Below are 18,157 nucleotides of genomic sequence, written 5' to 3'. Positions count from 1 at the left end.
ACCCATACCGCAGAGGCAGGAACGATGATCGATCTCTTCCTGATGTCGCCGCCGGGGCGGGGCTGGACGCTGCGGGGCCGCTCCAACTTCCGCAGCAAGGATGCGCCTCCGGTGGATGCGCAGCAGGCCCGTCGCGAGTGGTTGATCTTCGCGCGGGCCCTGGAGTCACGCGGTGGGGTGGTGGTGGCACTGCCCTCGCCCTCGGAGGACCTCACGGGTCTGCCCTACGCAGCCGAGGGCGGCCTCATGCTGGCGCGCTCGGGCGCCGCTCCGCTCTTCCTGTTACCCCGGATGATCAGCCCTCACCGTCGCGGTGAGCGTGAGCACTGGGGGCAGCTGGCGCGGCGCATGGGCCTGGAGGTGGTGGATCCGGGAGCGGGCATCTGGGAGGCCCAGGGGGATGTGGCCACCTTTGACGGCGTGACGATCGTCTTCCATGGCGTCCGCACGACCCGGGAAGGGATGGAGGCCGCCACGCGCTACTTCCCAGGCGAGGTGATGCGCTTGGAACTGCTCGCGCCCGCCTTCCACGGCAACATGGCGCTGTTGCCCCTGTCCGTCGTGGATCGGCTGCTGGTGTGTCCGGAGGTCATTGCACCGCCGTCGTACGCGCTGCTGGAGAAGCGCTTTGGGCGCGAGCGGCTGGTGACTGTGACAAAGGATGAGATCCGCTCGTATGCGACCAATTGCTTGCCGCTCGGGAAGGAGCTGCTGGCTCCGAGCGTCCTGCCGGAACGGATACGCGCCCTGGTCGAGGGTCTGGGGATGAAGGTGACGAGCTTCGTCCTGAGCGAGCTGTGCGAGAAGGGCGGGGGCGCCACGCGGTGTCTGGTCAATCACGGGCGCCTGGAGCCGGGCTCCTTCCAGGTGCCGGAGGAGAACCGGCTGGCAGCGGTAGCGGCCCGGATGGAGGCAGAGGGCTGACATGCATCTGCTGGCCGACGGCTTCTTCGCGCGCCACCCGGAGCTGTCGCTCGCGGCGCTGGGCGCCTCCGCCAACGAAGCGGCGCTGGAGCTGAAGCCCGCGGGCGTCCCCGTGAGGTTCCTCCCCGCCGAGCACCACGCGGCGGTGGTGCGGCAATACCGGGAGCTGAACCAGCTCGCCTTCGGTTCCATCGGAGTGCCGAACTGGGTGCTGTCGGATCTCTACCTGTTGCCCGGAGTCATCGGCCTGCTGCGCTGCCCGGCGCGGATGCTCGAGGATGCGGCACGTCAGCGCTTGGGGCTCTCGGACGAGGCGCTGGCCATCGGCGCGGCCTACTACGCGGCGCCCTCGGTGGTGCCGGGGCTCTTCATCGGCGTCTCGCTGCTGAGCTTCGTGCGCGGCATCCGGGCGGGCTCGTGGGTGAAGATGCTGACGCTGCGGATGCTGCGCGCGAAGCGCATGCGAGGTGTGGCGCAGTGGAACAACCCAAGCCTGCGAGTCCACACGCGCCTGGGACCGCTCCGGCTGGTGGGGAGCGTCCCCGGCGAGCACGAGTATGCGGACCGCAGCTTCCTCTATGAGACGGAGCTCATGGACGAGGTGCGGCAGGTCGCGGCCATGGAGCGGAAGCTCGTCCTTCCGCCGACGCTCCGGGTTCCCGTGGACGACACGGCCGCGCTGGGTGCGCTGCTGCGCCGCGCCGAGGAGGGAGAGGTGCTGCACCTCGTCCCGCCAGGAGTGGAGGCCGGGCGCATCCTGGTGCACGAGGGTCCGCTCCGAGAGGGCAGCGGACCTGGCCTGTGAGCCTCACGGCGCTGGAGCGGAGGGCTGCTCGTCGTCCAGCTCGAGCGCGAGCTTGAGCGCGGACTTGCCCGCGCCCACGATGGGCTCGCCGTGGGCGAAGCAGAGCGTGTCCGCGGGCAGGTGATCGAACACCCGCCGGACGCTGGCCCGCGTGCGCATCGGATCATCCTGGTACTTGCCTGGGACGAACTCGGGACGACCACGGCCCTCGTGAGTGAGCAGGTCCGAGAGGAAGACGATGCCCCGGGGGTGCTGCTGCAGCCACAGCGTGAACATGGCCTCGGCGGGACCGGGCGTGTGGAACGCAGTCAGGCCTCCAGGCAGGGTGTCACCGCTGGTGTAGAAGTTGTCGGGCTCCTCTTCGAGCCCATGCGCGTTCTCCGGAGCCCACACCGGGATGTTGAAGAGCTTGCGGAAGCGCCAGGCCGAGCGCTGGTGGTTGCCCGCGGTCAGGACGATGGCCGTGATGCTGCCGAGCGGCCGGAGCAGCTTTTCGTCGATGGGGAGCGGGTCGATGAGGACGACGGCGCCATCCCGGTCGACCACTGCGTAGGCATCGCTGCGGGCTCCGCCGATCCGGTCGTCGCGGACGTGCCAGTTGTAGACACCGGGGACGACCTCCTCCAGGTTCTTCGCTTTCGCCTTCGGCTCACTCATGCAGGCAAAGCTACGCATCGTCCATGGGAGGAAAGTCGAGGCCGGAATAGGACCCCTGCTCACCGGGCGGGCAGGCATTGACCCCTGAGCGGCAGGAGCGCCTGGGGTTCCCATCTTTCCCGTGAGTCACCGGGGGAGAGACATGCGTGGGAGCCTGACGATGACGCCACTCGTGCTCTATGACACGGGCTGTGGGTTCTGCCGGCGGTGGGTGGCCCGGATGCTCCGCCTCTCGCCTGGGCGCGCCACGAGGGCCGCCGCGTGGCTGGGGTGGCTGCCTGGCGTGAGGTCGGTCGCAGGCGCCGCAGACCGGTTCATCGCGCGCCATCGGATCGCGGCTTCTCGGGTGGATCGGCTCCTCTTCGGGCGGCGTTACGTGGGGCCTTCTGAGTATCGCCTGGCCCGGTGGCTGTTCATGCGGATGTTGGGTGGCACCTTCTTCATCGCGTTCACGTCGCTGGGGAGACAGGTGCTGGGGCTCTACGGTGAGCGGGGCATCAGCCCGATGCGGGAGCTGGTGGATTCAGAGCGTCTGCGGGAGCTGGGGGCCGAGCGCTTTCGTCTCATCCCATCGGTGTTCTGGCGGGGTGCCTCCGATGCGGCGTTGGTGCGAGGCTGCCGGGTGGGGCAGGTGCTCTCGCTTGCGCTGATGTTCAACGTGGCCCCGCGGCTGTGCACACTGCTGCTCTCGGGGCTGTACCTCTCCTATGTCTCGGCGGGCCGGGAGTTTCTCTCCTTCCAGTGGGATGTGCTGCTGCTGGAGATGGGATTGCTCGGAGTGCTGACGGCACCTCCAGGGCTGCGGCCAGGGCCAGGGCGCGAAGCACCCTCCGCGTGGCATGTGGCGCTTGCTCGAGCGCTCATCTTCCGGCTCTACCTGGGCTCTGGTGTGAGCAAGCTCCAGTCGGTTGATCGCACGTGGCGCGAGCTGACCGCCATGAACCACTACTACGAGACCGCGCCACTTCCCACGCGGGGCGGCTGGTATGCGCACCACCTGCCCGAGCGGGTGCAGAAGTTCTCCACGGCCGCGACGCTGGTGCTGGAGTCGGCGGTGCCGTTCCTGGTCTTCGCGCCTCGGCAGCTGAGGCATCTCGCCTTCTGGCTGTTCAACCTGCTGCAAGCGGCCATCATGGCCACTGGCAACTACGGCTTCTTCAATGTGCAGTCGCTGGTGTTGGGGTTCTGGCTGCTGGATGACGAAGCCCTGGCGCGAGTGTTCCCCAGGCTACCTGCGGAGTCGGCTCGGGCCCGGCCGCTCTGGAGCTCGGCACTGGCGGGGGTTGCGGCGGCGCCTGTGCTCGCGCTGGGAGCCCGCGAGCTGTCGCAGCGCTTCGAGTTCTCGCGAGGGAAGCTGAGCCTCGTGGAGCGCCTGGCCGAGTGGGCCCGTCCGCTGCGCTGGGTGAATCCCTATGGCCTCTTCAGCGTGATGACCGTGCGGAGGCCGGAGATCGCCGTCGAAGGTTCGGACGATGGAGAGCACTGGCGCGAGTATGTGTTCCGCTACAAGGTGTCGCGGCTGGACAAGGCACCGAGGCAAGTGGCGCCGCACCAACCACGCCTGGACTGGCAGATGTGGTTCGCGGCGCTGGGCTCACCGCCGGGCTGGTTCCTGTCGCTGCTGGTGCGGCTGCTGGAGGGCTCGCCGGACGTGCTGGGATTGCTCGCCGAGAATCCTTTCCCGGAGCACCCACCACGCTTCATCCGGGCGGTGGTGTACGACTACCGGATGACGGATCTCGCCACGAGGCGGAGCTCGGGGGATTGGTGGACGCGCGAGCGGCTGGGGCTCTACGTGCCGCCCCTGGCGATGGGGCGTGACGGCCGCCCGCGGATTCGCCGTGACGTGTCGCAGCCTGGACCCCGAGTTCTCTAGAAGGCAGCCGGCACCTGTGTTGTTTGCAACGGCCCCCTACTCCCGAGGTCATATCGCCCAACCTGGGTTTCTTGGCTTATACCCCGCCGCCGCTGCAAATCGTGGCTGGGGGGGACTTCCATGGAACCAATGAAGAGACCGGGCCTGCGCTGGCTGCTGATCATCGCTGCGAGTGGTGCGCTGCTGGGCGGAGCTGTGACCCGTCCACAGATGCCCCGATGTTACGACTGTAGACCATGTGGCTGTTCGCCCGATGGAAGCTCCCTCATGTGCTGTTCCGAAGTATCCTGTTGATGAGCGTCACGGCGCCTGGGGGACTCTTTGTGAAGCGCACGTTCTCTCGTAAGACGGTGGTGCTCGCCCTTGCCGTGCTGGCCCTGGCCTTGGGAGCCGCCGGGGTATGGGTGCCAACGGAGCAGGAACTCCCGGCAGTGGACAGCTCGAGGGCTGAGCCAGGGAATTCCCTTGTTCCTCTTGAGACATCCGTGCCTGCTCGGAAATCGTACCCGATGCAGGCCACCACCCGGCTCGCCTCGGGTCTCGCGAGGAGCCCCGCGAGTCTCGTTCAGACCGCGTCCTTCTCTGGAATGGATGGACCTCGGAGCGTGCCAGAGAACGCCTCGGCGCCCCGCGAATCCGTTCCCAGTTCGGGAGTGAGCCTGCCATCCACCTCCTTGGATTCTGCGGCGGACGGGCTTCCCTCCTCGGGGCTGCGCTGCTCTCGGGCAGGGGGGGGCTTTCAGTGTGGCACTTGCCAGAAGGACAGCGATTGTCCGGCGGGAAGAGGGTGTGTCGCCAACCGGGAGACGCGCCGCTTCGAGTGCTTGGATTCCGAGTGCGAGGAGGATGGGCACTGCTTTCCAGGGCTCGTCTGCCGCCGCGTCTCACGGTGGGACAGCAGCTCTGTCATCCGCCGGTGTGTCCCCATGGGGCTTCGCCGCGAGGGGGAGACCTGTGACACCCAGTTCGTCTCCGCGGCAGGGGCTTGCCAGGAGGGGCTTCTGTGCCACCGGGGCCGCTGCAGCATCCCGTGCCGGCTGGAGGATGAGGCCAGCTGTCCGGAAGGCCATTCCTGCGAGGCGAGCGATGACGGCGCGGCCTGCTTCCCCGACTGCCGCGCGCTGGGCTGTCCCGGTGGGCAGCGTTGCAAGTCCGTCGGCGGCCAGGAGTATCAGTGCCTCAAGGAGGTACAGGGGGAGTGCCCCGAGACGCCCTGCGCGGAGGGAGAGCGGTGCAACATGCGGGTGGTGCATGGCCGCGGAGTCTTCTGGTGCGCGCGGCTCTGCGATCCTCTTCGTGCGGAGAGCTGCGCCGCCAACGAGATTTGCGGCATTGGCGGAGGGGCGGTGAACACCTGCTACCGCCGATGTGATCCCATGGACCCGGACTCCTGTGGCGAGGGGAGCACGTGCACCACCTCCGCGGAAGACATGAGCCGGTGGGGGTGTATCCCCCACGGCTCTAGCGGGTTGTAGCGCAAGACGTCACGGCTTCGGCGGTGCTGGGGCCTTGGGCGCCGGAGCGGGACGCTTGGTGGCGCCCTTCTTCTTGCCGGGCGGAGGATCTCCAGGGCAGCGCGGGGCGCCCTCGGCGGGTGGCGGGAGGATGGTGAACTCGACGCGCCGGTTGCGGGCCATGCCCTCCTCGTTGTCGTTCTCCGCCACGGGACGGCTCTGGCCGAAGCCTTGCGAGCACAGGCGCTCGGGCTCCACGCCACCCTCTTCCAGGTATGTGCGCACGCTGGCCGCGCGGCGCTTGGAGAGATCGAGGTTGTAGGTCTCTCCCGCGCGCGAGTCCGTGTGGCCCTCGATGAGGACGAGGTGGATCTCCGGGTGCGTCTTGAGCACCTGAGATACCTCCTCCAGGACAGGGAAGGACTCGGAGAGGATGACGTCCTGGTCGGTGGCGAAGTTCACCGGCTCGAGGATGAGGATCTTGTTGCCCGCGATGCGCGCCATCGGGCAGCCGTTCTTGCCACCGGGGCCGGCGGCGACATTCGGGCAGCGGTCGACACTGTCCTCCACACCATCGCCATCGGCGTCACGGATGGGACAGCCGCCGCGATCGAGCAGGCCGGGCTCCTTCGGGCAGACGTCCTTGTCGTCGGAGACACCGTCACCGTCCGTGTCGGGTGGGGGCGGAGGTGGAGGCTCGGGAGGCTGCTTGAACTTCTCGAGTGCCTCCCACTCGGAGGTCTTCGCGGGCACCCAGACGATGGAGCTGAAGAAGCGCAGCGTGGGCGCCTGGAGCGAGCAGCCGCAGCCGCCACCGCCGCCAACGGTGAAGGTGAGACCGGTGGAGCTGTACCAGCGCAGGCCGAAGAGCAGCTCCGCGGGGATGTCTCGAGGCTGAGAAGGCAGCTTGTCCAGGCCCACTGCGCCGTGGACCATGCCGACGGCGGTGATGCCGCGGCCGCGGAGGATGGGGATCTCGGTCGCGAGCCCGAAGGGCGCCATGTCTCCGACGAGCGTGCCATTGAAGATGCGGTCCGGGCGGCTCCAGAGGCCACCGGATGCGGAGACCAGGATGCCGCTGTCGAAGCGGTAGTCGACGATGAGGCCGGGCGTATAGGTGAGCGCGCCGTCGCTGGCGAAGGCCAGCTGGTCCCCGGTGGGGAGGCTGAGGCCCAGGGTGAGGGCGGCGCCCAGGCCCGAGTCCTCCGCGCGGCGGCGCAGGCCCGGGATGGCGACCTTGCCGGTGAGGCGCAGGTCTCCGAGGACGTAGCCTTGGACAGAGCCCTCGGTGCCGATGGCCTCCAGGTTGTCTCCGGTCTGGGCGAGCACGAGGGGCATGTCGACGCCGACCTCGGCCCAATCGAAGAGGCCGACACTGGCGATGGCATCGAGCTGGAGGCGGCTGCCGATGATGCTGAGGATCTTGTTGGAGGAGCCGCCCTCCTTCTTGTTCACGAGGACCAGCGGGTCCAAGGAGAAGTTGAAGAAGAAGCCACCGGAAGCGGACAGGTTCGCGAGGGGCCGGGACTGACCGACCATGACGACGTCCTGGGGAGCCCCGGACGGACGGAAGAGCTGGACGTCGAAGCGGGCGTCCTGGGCGGCGGCGGAGGTGGTGGCGAGGCCCAGCGCCAGAGCGAGGGCCTGGAAGAGCGAACGCTTCATGAGGCCCGGCGGGAGTAGAGGAGGAGGAAGCCTACGAGCAGCATGGCGAAGAAGGCGCCGGTGCCGGTGGAGGCGAGGTGGTCCGTTGGGGTGGTCTCGCAGCAGAACGAGCCACCTTGGGGAGCGGTGCCCGGCTTGCGGCGGCCGCGCTCGCACTCCTGGGTGGTGGTGGAGCAGTACTCGACGCCCAGACAGTCTCCGCTGTCGGCACAGGTGGTGGTGCAGGTGCCGGTGCTCACGTCACACGAGCCACCGCAGGGGCAGTGGGCATCAGCGAAGCACTCGACGCAGGAGGAGCCGTTGCAGACCTTGCCCTGCTCGGCGCAGTTCTCCTCGCAGCCGGTGGTGTTGACGCAGGTGAAGGTGGAGGGGTTGCACTGGCCACCGGGGCAGTCGGCATTATTGCGGCAGGCGACGCAGGCGCTGCCGGCGGTGGTTCCGTCGGTGAGACAGAAGGGCTTGTCCGAGTCACAGGCGGCACAGCGAGGGCCGCAGTGTCGGTCGGTGGTGCAGGAGGCGCACTCGCCACTGAGACAGAACTGCCCGGTGCTGCACTCGAGGTCATTGCGGCAGGCGACGCAGACCTGGCCATCGAGGCAGATGGGGCGGTCGGTGGGGCACTTGACGCACTGGGCGCCGCAGCGGTCGGAGGTGTTGCATTCGGGGAGGGCATCGACGCAGCGGCCGTTGATGGAGTCACACTTCTGACCGTCGGCGCACTGGCTGTCGGTGGTGCACTCGACGCAGGAGGGCTGGGCGCCGGGAGTCGGGGCGGCGCACTGGGTGCCCGAGGGGCAGCAGTTGCAGGAGTTGCCGGCGCAGCTGGCGTTGCTGGAGCAGGTGACGCACTGGTGGCCACTGCAGCTCTTGCCGCGCTCGCAGTCGGAGTCCTGGTTGCACTCGCGGCACTCCTTGATTTCGGGAGCGCAGACTTCGTCAGGAGGGCAGTCCTCGTCGCGGTTGCACTCGACGCAGGCGTAGTTGAGCTTGTCGCAGACCTGGCCGGAGCCACAGGCGCGATCCTCGAGGCACCCCTTGCAGGTGTTGGTGGTCAGGTCGCACTTGCGGCCACCGCACTGGGAATCATCGGTGCATTCGACACAGGCATAGGTGCCGTTGACGTTGACGCAGTTGGGGGTGCCCTGGCCGCAGGGGGAACAGCTCGGGCCACAGACGCGGGAAGTGTCACAGGGAGCACACAGTGCGGCCCCGTTGCAGTAGTAGCCTGAGTTGAAGCCGCAGCCTCCGTTGCCCGGCGCATTCGCGTTGGCCCGGTTGCACTGCTGACACTTGCTGAGTTCATCGCCCGGCGTGGAGGGATCGTCCGGGAAGGACGGGCGCCCCGTCTCGGTCTGGAAGAACTTCTCGGGAGGAACGAGGAGGAAGCCTGAGTCGTTCAGCCTGACGATGGGGGTCTGCGTGATGGTGCGCTCGAAGTCAGTAAATGTGCCATCAAGGACGGCCAATTCGAGTGCGGAGTGGTCAGTAACCTCCGCGTAGAGAATCTCGATGGGGTAGAGACCAGATGTCAGGAAGGTGACGCTGTTGGTAGTGCGCCAAGTTGCTGCGCCGAGCTGTGGCGGCCGGTTGATGACCTGATACTGGACGTTGTTCTTGTCGAAGATGACAAGGCTCACCGCATCGTCGGTGTAGAAGCCGAAGTGCAGCGGCCTGTTTATCATCTCCGGGGTGACGTTCAGGTATCCGCGGAAACGTGACCCAAATGACGTAAACGGGTCATTGATGAAGAAGCTACAACCGTAGCTGCCACACCCCTGCACGGCATCTACGAAGTCACCACGGCTGGCCTGGGTGCCGCCCGTACTGTTATTGGACAGGTCAAACGGCGTACGGAGGACGTACGTGGTCCTGCTGGAGACCGTCCGCTCCATGAAGTCGTTCATGCCGCCGATGTAGGACGACGTGCTTTGGGGAAAGTCCGCAGCCGGGTCCGTGGAGACGCTGTTGCCCACGCACAGACCTGTGCCCGGCTGCGTTGGTGACGGCGCCACCGGGTCTCCAGTGACGACGACGTCAGGCAGCTTGGCGGCCCAGGCGGGACCCGCCAGGCACACCACCACCAGGGACAGCGCCGAGGCGCATCGAAACGGTAGCGAGAACAAGGGGTTGCATCTTCTGCTATCCCCCAGACCCGATCAATGTTCTGGGCGAAGCAGCTCCTTATATATGCAGGGATGCCTGGGCCCTCCCCAGGCACCCCACTTCGACCGCACGAAACTGACGTCAGAGGTTGGGTACACCTCCCCCGTGCTGGCGGGAGTCTTGCTCCCGCCAGCGCAGTCCCGTAGCCTACCTCCTCGGTCCTGACAGGTCGACTCCAGTAGACGCCCTGTCAGGTCATCGGTCCCTTAGCGGCGCCGACGCATGCGCTTGGGAGGTGGCAGACCCAGCAGCCGATCCGACATCTCTCCGAGCACCCGGCAGATGTCCACGAACGCCTCCAGCGTTGGAAGTATCGTCCCTCGCTCGATGCGCCCGTAGACGTCCACGGACATCCGGGCTTTCTCCGCGATCTCCGCTTGCGTCCATCCCACGCGCTGGCGGGAGTCGCGCAGGTTCGTGGCGAACGCCTCTCTCAGGGCTTTGATCGAGGCCTCCGTTCCGACTTTGATTTCCTCCAAGGATTCCAGAGCTTCCTGGGCATCCAACGGGAAAATCAGTTTATCCGGGGACTCTCCCAGCGCCCGGCAGAGAGCCACGAAGCGCTCCAGCCGGGGCACCAGCTGTCCCCGCTCCATACGCCCGTAGACTTCGGGCGCCATGTCAATCAGCTCGGCCATTTGCTCCTGCGTCAGTCCCAGCCGGTACCGGGCCTGACGGATGTTCCTGCCCAGTCTCTTCTTATCGAGGCCGTCCACGTGTTTTCACCTCCGGAAGCGACCCAACATGATGGGTTGGATGGATGGCATACAACGTCATGGGTTGGGGTCACAGAATGTGCCAGGTAGGGAAGATAGCAGGTTACCCACTAGGTGGGATGCCGTCCGCGCCGCTCCCGCTTCGCTTTGGGCTTCGGCTCGGTGAAGGTCACCAGTAGCCGGTGGAAGTCCGTCATGTGCCGTCGCACCGCCTTGCGCTGGGGCTGCGTCAGCCGTGGCATCACCGGCGTGAGGCGCTGCATCAGCCCGAGCCACTCGTCCTGACGGACCGACGGCGTCGCGGCCACCTCCAACACCGACAGCCCCAGCAACTGATCCGACGACACCCCGAGCTTCTCGCAGATGTCCACCAACCGCTCCACCCGCGGGAAGATGAGTCCCCGTTCCATGCGCCCGTACACCTCGGGTGACATCTCGAGCTGCTCAGCCATCCGTTCCTGGGTAATGGCCAGCCGTGTCCGGGCCTTCCGGATGTTCGCGCCCAGTGTCTTCCTGAGCGCCTTCACACGTTCTTTGTTCATGAACCTCGCCCACCTTGAAAAGTTGGGCGCATAGGTAAGACGTAATGAGTTGGATTCGCAAGGACACCGGAGGTCGCGATGAGCGAAGGACCACCCAGGTTAGAACTTTACCGGTTCCCTCTGCCTTGCCTACCTGATAGGGGGGGTCGAGCCCCTCACCTCTTCGGGCTTCGCTTCTTGTCGGAGGCGACGCGACGCGGCTGGCTGGAGGATCGCTTCTTCTTGATGAGCGTGATGAGCCGCTGGAGATGAGACAGCGTCTGCATCAGTTCCCGGCGCTCTTGCTCGGACAGCCGCGACTCCATTTGCGTGAAGAAGTGACGCATCACCGTCATCATCTCGTCATAGGCCGGAGAGACCTTGAGGGCCGCGGAGCTGCCCGGGCCCGAGGAGAAGCCGAGCATCTGGTCCGGGGTCATTCCGAGGATCTTGCGCAGGAGGACGAGCCGCTCGAGCCGGGGCAGGACCTTCTTGCGCTCCATGCGCCCCAGCACCTCGGTCGACATCTCGACCATCTCGGCGAGCCGAGCCTGAGAGAGCCCCTGGCGCTGCCGAGCCTTCCGGATGTTCGGTCCGATGACCTTCTTGAGGGTCTCGGTCAGCTCCTTGTCCATGATTGTCCCATGCCCACCGCGAATGGTCGTCGCGATACATAGGACTTACAACGTTGGGCTCCAAGGACACGCGGGGTAGTGATTCGGAGGTGACCGGTCAGGTCATAACCTTTCTGGTCTTGCTGCGACTTCCTACCCAACAAGAATGATTTGCCACCTCATCCGAGCCGGGACTCAGTCAGCTTCGGACGTCGCGCTCGCACGTCCCACAGGCTCGCCGTACACCCAGACTTCCACCACGGCGAGGCCCTTCTTCTCCGCACTCGCGGGCGTCACGGTCGCCGTCCAGCGGGTCTCTCCATGGCGCACCAGGTTTGACACGGAAGCACCTTCCAGGCCCTTTACCTGCACGGCTCCGTCGGCGATGGGCGGGGCTCCTGCCTCCTTCGGACGGGCGGCAATCTCCAGTTCGAAGCGCCCTGCCTTGGGCTTCAGCACCAGCTGTGCTGCCACGTCCGGCAGGACCTCGACACTCACGGGCTGGACAGCTCCTTCCATGTCCACGGTGTGGAGCCCGGGGGCCAGTAGCACCGCTTCGGGGCCGACGGGCTTTCCCTTGACCCGGAGTGGGACTCCCAGGGTCGGGTCCACCGTGAGCTTCACCTGGCCGCGGCCCTTCACCTGGCCTGGGGCTCCTACTTCGCCGCGCTCCACCTTCACCGCGACGATCTCCACCCTCCGGGGACGGGAAGGCATGCCTGGCAAACCCACCGCGTCCACTGCCTGCACCCGTGCGAAGTACCGGCCCGGAGGCAGCACTCCCGGGTCGAGAACCTGTGCCGCGTTCGCCTCGGGAGCCCCTTCGGCCACAACCTCGTTGAGGCTCTCGTCACGCGCCAGGACCGCGCGGTAGCTCACCGCCCCTGACACGGGCTGCCACTTCAGCGCGTAGGGCTGGGGGGCACCTCCAAGCGCCATCAGTACCTCCTGGGCACCCAGCCCACTCCAAGCTGGAGCAGCGAGTAACGCCCTGGGAGGCTCGGGGGGTTTCCCAGGCTCCACGCGCGTACCTTTCCCCCCCGGCACCTCCACCTGGGCGCCCTTCCCGGCGACCTGCGCCTTGCCATTGAACACCGCCACGCGGCTCATGCGTTGTGCGTCCACCCCCACGAAGAGCTCCTGCCCGTTCGCCGCCACCTTCGCCGCGGGAGTCGTCAGCGGGAGAGCTTCTCCACGCAGCGCCGCCAGCCGCAGATGGAGGTCTCCCTGCACCAGCTCCACGCCGCTCGATTGGGCGGGCTGCTTCGGGACGGCGGTCTGCTGCGTCCCGTAGATGACGACGAGCGCGTTCTCACGGAGCTGCAGCTTCGAGGTGTCCTTCAGCGTCACTTCCGCTCCCGCGCCTCGCAGCGTGTTCACCTGATAGAGCCGGTACAGGGCCTCGCCCTGCTTCCCGGGCTTCCACTGCGGCTCCTGGGCCGGGCGCGTGTTGACCTCGGGCTTCACGTAGGTGAGGTGCGCCTCGGGCTCGGGCTTGATGCGCAAGCGTGTGCCGGGCACCAGGGCCGGGTGACCGTTCTTCAAGGCGTTCAGCTCGTGGAGCTGGCGGTACGCCTCCGTTTTCCCCCACACCCGTGTGCCGATGGTCTGGCAGGTGTCGCCGGGCTGCGCGACGGTGAACTCGTCCTCCGCAGCGGGACGCTCCTGTGCGCCCGCGAGGGCCGAGGCCAGCAGCAGTCCCAGCGCCAGCAGCCGCTCAGCGGCGCGCCCGGAGTGCCCGTGCCACCTTGCGGCAGAGCTCCAGCGGATCGAGCGGCAGGGGTACGTAGTCATAGATTCCACCTTCGATGGCACGGGTCATGACCGTGAGATCATCCTCACCGCACAGCAACACGGGCGGGGCCTGGGGTGTCCCGGCCAGCTTCCTCGCCAGCTCCAGCCCGTCGCTTCCGGGCGCAGGGACGATGACCAGGGCGCGGATGTCTCCCAGCGGCGCTCCCTCGCTCAAGGGCACTACCTGGAAGCCTACCGCCGCGAGCGCCGTGCTGGCCGCCAGGGAGGGCGAGGCCTTCCCTGCCTCCAAGACGCCCACGGGAAGCTCCGAGGGAACCTCCAGCCCCGCAGGGGCCGTTGAGGGGAGCGGGCGCTCCTTCTTCTTGCCCTCGCCTCGTGGCGCTTGAGGGGAGGGGCTGGACTCGGTGAGCGTTTGGCGCAGCCGCAGGCGCAACACCTGGGCGTTCTCTGGACGCTGCTCTTTCACCTTCGCCAGGCACGCCAGCACCAGCGCCTCCAAGGCTGGCGAAATCTCCAGGCGGGGCCGAAGCTGGCGCATCGGCGGAGCGGGACGGTACAGGTGGCCACTCATGGTCTCCGCAGGAGACTCCTCCGGGAAGGGGGGCTGCCCGATGATGAGCTCGTGGAGCACGCACCCCAGTGAGTAGAGATCTGAGCGCCCGTCCAGCGTCTCTCCCCGGCACTGCTCGGGAGACATGTAGGCGGGCGTGCCGTGCACCATCCCCGCCGCCGTGATGCGAGGCTGCAGCCAGCCCTCCATCAGCTGCGCCAGCCCGAAGTCCAGCACCTTCACGCGAGGGGAGGACAGCTCCCCCGTGAGCATGATGTTGGAGGGCTTCAGGTCCCGGTGGACAACGCCCAGCGTGTGGGCGGCCTCCAGCACCTCCAGCACCTGCGTCACCACGTCCACCGCTACGGGGATGGGCAGCGGGCCCTCGCGGAAGGTCGCCGCGTCCAGCGTCTCCCCGTGCAGGCGCTCCATCGCGAGGAAGAGTTCGCCTCCCTCCTCCCCAAAGTCGTAGACGTGTGCCGCGCCCGGATGCTGGAGCCGCGCCATCAGCATGGCTTCGCGCTGGAAGCGCGCCACGGCTCCCGGCGAGGAGGCCACATGGGCGTGCAGCACCTTGAGGGCCACGCGGCGGGAGAGCCCCGTCTGCTCCGCCTCGTACACCGTTCCCGTGCCGCCGTGGCCGAGCACGCTCAGCAAGTGGTAGCGGCCCCCCAGGATTCGCCCCAGTCGCGCGTCGGGCGCCGTGCTCATGCGGCCACCTCGAAGACCGACGTCGTGGCGTTACGGCCGTGGAGCGCACGCTCGCCCAGGTGACGCAGCACCTCTGCGTCCGGGCCCAGCTTCTCCCGCGTGGCCGCGCTCACGAGGATCTGCCCAGGCTGCGCCATGGACTCCAACCGAGCAGCCACGTTCACCGTGTCGCCGATGACGGTGTACTCCATGCGCTTCTCGCTGCCGAGGTTGCCGGCCACCACCGTGCCCGTGTGGAGGCCCATGGCAAGCTGGACCTCCACGCCCCACTTCTGACGCCAGCGCCGATTCCCCGTCTCCACCCAGCGTCGCAGCTCCATGGCCGCCTCCACCGCCTGCCGAGCATCGTCCGGCTTGGACTCCGGCGTGCCCCACACCGCCATCACGCTGTCGCCGATGAACTTGTCGATGATGCCCCCTCGCCGGTGGATGATCTCCGTGGCGAAGGTGAACAGCTCGTTGAGCAGCGCCACCACGGTTTCAGGCGGCAGGGACTCCGACAGCCGCGTGAAGCCGCACACGTCCGAGAAGAGCACCGTCACCTCCCGGCGCTCGCCTCCCAGCCGCAGCCGCTCCGGCTCCCGGGCGATCAGCTCCACCACATCCGAGGACAGGTAGCGGCTCAGCGCGGTCCGCACGCGCGTCTGCTCCACCAGCTCCTTCTCGGAGGACTCGAGCGAGCGGGCCATCTCCCCCAGGGAGCGCCCCAGGTGTCCCAGCTCGTCCTGGCGCTCCTCTACTCCGCCCTCTACCCGCGTGAAGCGCCGCCCCGCGATGTCCCGGGTGGCCCGCACCAGCGCCTCGATGGGCCGCGCGAGCTGCCGGGCTCCCAGCAGAGCGCCAGCCAGCGCCACCACCGCGCAGATCGCCAGCGCTACGCCCACGCCCGTTCGCATCCATCCCAGCGACGCGTAGGCGAGCGCGCGAGGCCGCTGCACCACCACAGCCCATCCCAGCTCGGGAAGCGTCTCCAGCGCGCCTACCATTGGCTCGCCGTCGTCGTTGAACTCGGGCGAGACACCGAAAGGGGAACGGAAGGACGCGTCTCCCGCCACCGCCATGAAGATGCCGTGCTCCTTTCGAGAGGTGCCGATCCGCGCCGGGTCCGCGTGCAGCACCACCTGCCGGGCGTCGTTCACCACGGAGATGGCGTTGCGCGAGCCCAACCGATCCTCTCCCAGCGTCCGCAGCTGCTCCAGCAGGGGCTCCAGCCGAAGGTGCGTCAGGAGGAGGGCCTGCGTCGCGCCGTCCTTCCGGGCTCGCTGCACCACTCGCAGCGAAGGCACGCCGTTCTTCATCACGACGTCCAGCACCTGCAGGCCCTGCTGGGACTCCGGATGGGCCTGGAGCACGGAGGTCGGCAGCATCTCCGGGACTGCTGGGAGGGGGAGCTCCTTCTCTTTCAGTGTCCCCAGCCGCTCACCCTGGGGAGAGTAGAGCGTGACGAAGTCGATGGCCGCGGAGGCGGTGAGCTTCGATGCGACGAGGGCATCCCGCTCCTCCCCCGAGCCCAGCCCCGGGGCGAGCAGCAGATAGCCCACGCCATCGAGTTCCTGTTGTGCGCGCTCCAGCTCGCCTCGCAGCGTGCGGCGCACGTCCCCCGCGATGGCCAGGTGCAGCTCGCGCGCGGCCAGCCGGAGCGCGTCCGCGTTGACGTTCATCATCACCAGCCCCAGCCCCACCAGCGGCGGCACCGCCACCGCGAGCATGAGCAGCAGCAGCCGCACGGCGAGAGAAAGGCGGGAGGAGGGTATCGGACCCGCTGCTGGAGTCTCTGGGCGTGAGGTCTGCAGGGCTCAGCTCCCACTGGGGTTCTGGCACGGTATCGGGCGTGCCTCGCCATCGGTCATCCTAATGGGCTGCCTCCAGAGGATCGACTTATCCCAGGCTTCCCGAAGGGGCCGGTTGCCTACTCCGCGAGCCTTCGGGCGCTCTCCTCCAGAACCTGGGTCGTGCGGACCCAGCCGGTAGCCTCCGTGTCGAGGTGCGTCAGCACCTCCTGGAAGAAGCGCTTCTCCAGGGCTCGGGCCAGGGTGGCGCCGTGGGCGTCCGCCCACTTCTGCGTGACGTGAGCGCGGATGTCCGCTCCCAGCAGATCCACGAAGCGCTCCAACAGCGGTGTGGACAGCAGGGTACCCGCCCAGATGACGGCGTCGTGCCCCACACCGCCGGTGGCCACTGTCACCACCGCTGCCGCCCCCGAGGGCACCGAGTACACCAATGTGGTGAGCGCTTGGAGCAGCTCCTCGCGCATGCTCCCCTGCAGCTCCGCGCCCACCAGGCTCCGGCAGAACGTGTAGAGGCTCTCGCGATCCGCCGCGTGCGCATGCAGCGCCTCGAAGCCCAGCGGCTCCTCCAGCCGTGCCAGTGTCCCCGGACCGAAGGACTCCGACAGTTTCGCCCGTGTGCTGGCGTCGCCGTGCCACGCCGCTACCTCTGGAGCGAGCACGTCCACCAGCCGCCGCATGCCGTCCCGCAGCGTCTCGTCCGTGGCATGGAGCACCGGGGCCGCCGTGGGCTGCGGGCCTGTGAAGGACTCGCGCACCTTCCGCGAGACGAACGTCAGCGCCGTGGCAACCGCTCGGAAAGGCAGCCGCACGTAACGGTGGAAGGAGCTGCGCGCATCCAGCTCGTCCCGGAACGCGTCCACCAGCACATCCGCGGGCACTCCCTTGAGCGCTGCGCTCTTGCCTACTGCCGCCAGCTCGTGGCGCAGCCGCTGTCGCAACCGCTCGGGCTCGTGCGCGGCTTCCCGTGCGGCCCGGGACAGGGTCTCCAATTCCGCGCGTGCATCCGCAAGCGAGGCGGCCAGCGCCTGCGCCTTGAGCTTCCGGGCGTGCTCGGTCTCTCCCAGAAGCGCGCCGAGCGAGGGTCCGCCGTCCAGCGGCTGTGTGGCCAACGGGCGTTGCCCCGCCTCCACCTCCGGCTGGTGAGGCGCGAGGTAGCGCGCCAGCGGTGGGTGCCCCACATCCGAGGCCAGCTTGTCCAGGTGGCCCCGAGCAACCTCTTCGCGCGTGGCCTCGTTATAGATGATCAGGTAGGGTCGGCCGCGTCCCACCGCCGCGCGCAGGAAGTCCACCAGCGCCGCGTTCTGGTACGTCTGCCGGCTCACCACGAAGACGAGCACGTCCACCGTGACGAGCAGCGCCTCGGTGCGCTCGCGGTTGTCCCGGTACACGCTGTCGAAGTCCGGCGTGTCCATCACCAGCAGCCCCCGAGGTACGGCCTCCGCCAGCGCCAGGTAGAGCCGTCCCGCCGGGCCGGGCTGGTCCACGGGAGCATCCGCACCCGGCGCCACCGGGACGACGTCGTAGCGGCGGGTGAGGAACTCTTTCAGCTCGCCTGTCCACGTCTCCGGGTGGGCCGCTGCAAGGCACTGCTTCGTCAGGCCTCCCTCCGGCCGCGCTGGAGACAGCGCGGCCCCCACGAGTGAGTTGAAGAGCGTGGACTTGCCCACGTTGTTGGGCCCCGCGATGGCCACCAGCAGCAGCGGTGCGTCTCCGCCCAGTCGGGGCAGCAAATCCCGGCGCAGGCGCTCGGTGAGGCGCCGCGCGGCCTCCGCATCCTCGCCCCGAGGAAAGCGCTCGGGCGAGGGCAGGGCGGCGAGGGCAGACTCCAGGACAGCGCGCAGCGCGGGCAGAGCAATCATCGCGTTCACCGGAGCACAGCACGCACCGCCCGCCGCGCCCAGTTCTTCTTCGCCCCTCTGTCCATAGGGGACACAGCGCAGGGACGACGCTATGGTC

General features: G+C 67.9%; 13 protein-coding genes. 3 read left to right on the top strand and 10 right to left on the bottom strand.

The window, feature by feature from the left end:
- Positions 1-24: 24 nt before the first annotated feature.
- Together DB31_RS37875 and DB31_RS37870 are read left to right on the top strand one after the other, a co-directional pair.
- Positions 25-924: a dimethylarginine dimethylaminohydrolase family protein gene (locus tag DB31_RS37875; RefSeq protein ID WP_240487124.1), complete on the top strand. Its 900-nt coding sequence runs from the start codon at positions 25-27 to the stop codon at positions 922-924.
- 1 nt (position 925) lies between these two features.
- Positions 926-1,729 (top strand): hypothetical protein, encoded by an 804-nt coding sequence (locus DB31_RS37870; RefSeq protein WP_044197415.1) that lies wholly within the window; start codon positions 926-928, stop codon positions 1,727-1,729.
- 3 nt (positions 1,730-1,732) lie between these two features.
- On the opposite strand, the gene DB31_RS37865 is transcribed toward DB31_RS37870, so the two are convergent.
- A complete protein-coding gene (locus DB31_RS37865; protein ID WP_240487123.1) occupies positions 1,733-2,386 on the bottom strand; it encodes an MBL fold metallo-hydrolase in 654 nt (217 codons plus the stop codon).
- A 160-nt stretch (positions 2,387-2,546) separates the two neighbouring features.
- Between DB31_RS37865 and DB31_RS37860 the strand changes: the two genes are divergently transcribed.
- The gene (locus DB31_RS37860; RefSeq protein ID WP_240487121.1) at positions 2,547-4,262 is read left to right on the top strand and encodes a lipase maturation factor family protein; all 1,716 of its coding nucleotides are present in this window, start codon (positions 2,547-2,549) and stop codon (positions 4,260-4,262) included.
- Between the two features lie 1,484 nt (positions 4,263-5,746).
- Here DB31_RS37860 and traB read toward each other — a convergent pair.
- The 9 genes from traB to DB31_RS37810 all read right to left on the bottom strand — a co-directional run bounded on the left by traB (position 5,747) and on the right by DB31_RS37810 (position 18,060).
- Positions 5,747-7,381: an outer membrane exchange protein TraB gene (gene traB / locus DB31_RS37850; RefSeq protein ID WP_044197410.1), complete on the bottom strand. Its 1,635-nt coding sequence runs from the start codon at positions 7,379-7,381 to the stop codon at positions 5,747-5,749.
- Entirely contained in the window at positions 7,378-9,504 is a 2,127-nt protein-coding gene (gene traA / locus DB31_RS37845; protein WP_240487119.1) for an outer membrane exchange protein TraA, read from the bottom strand. The genes traB and traA overlap by 4 nt, the downstream gene beginning before the upstream one ends.
- Before the next feature lie 246 nt (positions 9,505-9,750).
- Complete coding sequence (locus tag DB31_RS37840; RefSeq protein WP_044197406.1) at positions 9,751-10,260, bottom strand: helix-turn-helix domain-containing protein; 510 nt, start codon at positions 10,258-10,260, stop codon at positions 9,751-9,753.
- Positions 10,261-10,370: 110 nt separating this feature from the next.
- Entirely contained in the window at positions 10,371-10,802 is a 432-nt protein-coding gene (locus DB31_RS45625; RefSeq protein WP_052420566.1) for a helix-turn-helix domain-containing protein, read from the bottom strand.
- 155 nt (positions 10,803-10,957) lie between these two features.
- Positions 10,958-11,416 (bottom strand): helix-turn-helix domain-containing protein, encoded by a 459-nt coding sequence (locus tag DB31_RS45620; protein WP_240487117.1) that lies wholly within the window; start codon positions 11,414-11,416, stop codon positions 10,958-10,960.
- A 174-nt stretch (positions 11,417-11,590) separates the two neighbouring features.
- The gene (locus tag DB31_RS37825) at positions 11,591-13,189 is read right to left on the bottom strand and encodes a FecR domain-containing protein (protein WP_044197400.1); all 1,599 of its coding nucleotides are present in this window, start codon (positions 13,187-13,189) and stop codon (positions 11,591-11,593) included.
- Positions 13,113-14,411 carry a serine/threonine-protein kinase gene (locus tag DB31_RS37820; RefSeq protein WP_052420565.1) on the bottom strand — a complete coding sequence of 433 codons (1,299 nt, stop codon included), beginning with the start codon at positions 14,409-14,411 and terminating at the stop codon, positions 13,113-13,115. The genes DB31_RS37825 and DB31_RS37820 overlap by 77 nt, the downstream gene beginning before the upstream one ends.
- Entirely contained in the window at positions 14,408-16,138 is a 1,731-nt protein-coding gene (locus DB31_RS45615) for an adenylate/guanylate cyclase domain-containing protein (protein WP_052420564.1), read from the bottom strand. Before DB31_RS45615 ends, DB31_RS37820 begins: the two co-directional genes overlap by 4 nt.
- A 182-nt stretch (positions 16,139-16,320) precedes the next feature.
- Positions 16,321-18,060: a GTPase gene (locus DB31_RS37810; protein WP_044197398.1), complete on the bottom strand. Its 1,740-nt coding sequence runs from the start codon at positions 18,058-18,060 to the stop codon at positions 16,321-16,323.
- Positions 18,061-18,157 lie beyond the last annotated feature (97 nt).

It is taken from the genome of Hyalangium minutum (assembly GCF_000737315.1).
Classification (GTDB): domain Bacteria; phylum Myxococcota; class Myxococcia; order Myxococcales; family Myxococcaceae; genus Hyalangium; species Hyalangium minutum.
This window is presented reverse-complemented; position numbering and strand designations above follow the sequence as displayed.